Annotated in this window: 2 protein-coding genes; one reads left to right on the top strand and one right to left on the bottom strand. The window is 36.8% G+C overall.

The genetic code is table 11. The features are described 5' to 3' along the window. Positions 1-133 precede the first annotated feature (133 nt). Positions 134-1,282: a 5-methyltetrahydropteroyltriglutamate--homocysteine S-methyltransferase gene (locus CKF59_RS07215; RefSeq protein WP_119535255.1), complete on the top strand. Its 1,149-nt coding sequence runs from the start codon at positions 134-136 to the stop codon at positions 1,280-1,282. Positions 1,283-1,396: 114 nt separating this feature from the next. Here CKF59_RS07215 and CKF59_RS07210 read toward each other — a convergent pair whose 3' ends face one another. Beyond that, positions 1,397-1,951: a cytochrome b gene (locus tag CKF59_RS07210; protein WP_222985695.1), complete on the bottom strand. Its 555-nt coding sequence runs from the start codon at positions 1,949-1,951 to the stop codon at positions 1,397-1,399. Positions 1,952-2,307: the final 356 nt, after the last annotated feature.

The following is a 2,307-nucleotide window of genomic DNA, read 5'->3' as shown; positions in this document are numbered from 1 at the left end:
CTAAAGATAAGATTAAATTACCATTTACACCAGCTTAAATTTAACTAAGAAAAAAATTAAGCTTGAAAACAAATGACAGATAACAAATTACAAAGAACAGATTAAGATAAATAATTTTGTAGTAGAGGTAAATATGACAAGATTACAAGCTCCATTCCGTGCCGATCATGTAGGCTCTTTTTTACGCCCTCAGGCTTTAATCAAAGCTCGAGAAGCTTTTCAAGCAGGAAAAATTAGTCGTGACGAACTTACTGCCGTTGAAGATCAAGCCATACGTGACTTAGTCGCAAAGCAAAAAGAAGTAGGCTTAAAAAATCTTACTGATGGTGAGTTTCGTCGTGCTTATTGGCATTTAGACTTCTTTTGGGGGTTAAATGGCATAAGTCAGAGCCAAGCAAAAACCGGATATGTATTTAACTCTCTCGTCACTAAAGCTGACTCTGCGACTTTAACAGGCAAAATAAGTGGAGAAAATCATCCATTTGTCGAACACTATAAGTTTTTACATCAACTCGCAGATGCTAAACATGTAGCTCGTCAAACCATTCCCGCACCAGCTCAACTTTACTTTGAACTTATTCGGGATCAAGAGCATCTAGATAATCTATATCAACATTATGCAACTAAAGCAGAACTCTTTGCAGATCTCGCTACCGCCTATCGCCAAGTAATTGATGATCTTTATGCTGCTGGTTGTCGTAACCTCCAACTCGATGACTGTACTTGGGGAGCTATAGTTGATGAACAACTCCTAGCACATATTGCTCAAGACTTAAATAACGGAACAACTGCTCAACAACTCCAACAAGCTCTAAAAGAAGATTTCCTTACGGTAAATAATCTTCTCTTAACTCAAGAGTTGCCCGAAGATCTAGTCATTAACACTCATATTTGTCGTGGTAATTTCCAATCTGACTGGGCGGCTCAAGGTGGTTACAATGCTGTTGCAGATGCTCTGTTTGCTAAAGAAAATGTCGATGGCTACTATCTTGAATTTGATACTGAACGTGCGGGTGACTTTACCCCTCTGGCTCAAGTACCTCAAGGTAAACAAGTAGTGTTAGGACTTTTAACTTCTAAAGATCCTACCCTTGAAGATAAAGAACTAATTAAACAAAGAATTCAAGAGGCAAGCAACTATGTTCCCCTCGAAAACCTCCACTTAAGTTGCCAATGTGGTTTTGCTTCTACCCAAGAAGGAAACAAACTCAGTGAACAAGCACAATGGGATAAGATTCGTCTAATTAATGAAATTGTTGCTGAAGTTTGGCACAAACAATAAATTAACTTTTACCCATAAATTAATTGATATTTCCGATGTAATTTCAGAGAATTAATCTCCGAAGCCTTTCGATACCCTGTTCGCAGGGTATTTTTTACCTTAAAAACGAGGATCTTATGACCCTCGTTTTTTTGGCATCATTCGTAATAACATATTGTTTTTACGAACATAATGATTAAATAACACAAATCCTGAATGTACCGCAATTAAAGCGAGAGCTAAGTAAGCGGTATTAACGTGAATTGCATGCCACATTTGTGCTGATGAAAGATCCACCTCACAACGTGCTTGGAATACTTTCACGTATAAATCTAGAGTTGCTCCCTTTTGGCAACGATATAAATAGCCAGCAAGAGGAATAAGCCAATACACTACCACCAATAAGATCTTTACTACCGTTGCTGTCCAATATTGCCACTTAGGAATTGCTGGTACTACCTCAGGAATATATCTTTGTAAGAGCTTTTGCACCACAAAACGAATACAAGTAAATACAAAAACTAATGCTCCAAAGAAAAAGTGCATTAACCAAAAAAAGTGATCAACTCCAGGAAAAGGAGTTAACACATATTTGGCTAACCATACCCATAAATAAGTGCACATTACTAAGATGAAGGTAAGCCAGTGGAGTTGAATTTGAATTTTGGGATATTTATCTGTCTTTTGCATGGACATTCCTTAAAAGAAACTTCAACTGACAAAAAAGGCTGCTTTAAACAAGCAGCTCTAGAATCTCATGTGAATAATTATATGACAGGAACAGCGTACATCCATTAAGTATATACGCTTTAAGAGGTATAAAAACTTTATAACTCTTAAAGAGTATATAAAATCAGTAACCAATTGCTCTGAGTCCTAGAGAGAGCAATTGGAAACTGGTAATGTCATTAGACTGATAACTCATCAGGAGCTACCGCAAAACTCAAGACAATGTATCCTCAATATTATTACCTTGTCTGCCTTATTTGGGAATCTTACCTTCTTAAGTAAATCTAAGTAGGTAAATCTAAGTAGGTAAATCTAAG

Origin of the sequence: Psittacicella gerlachiana (genome assembly GCF_003585965.1) — a bacterium.
GTDB lineage: Bacteria > Pseudomonadota > Gammaproteobacteria > Enterobacterales > Psittacicellaceae > Psittacicella > Psittacicella gerlachiana.
Note: the sequence above shows the minus strand (reverse complement) of the source record. Positions and strands in the feature narration are given on the sequence as shown.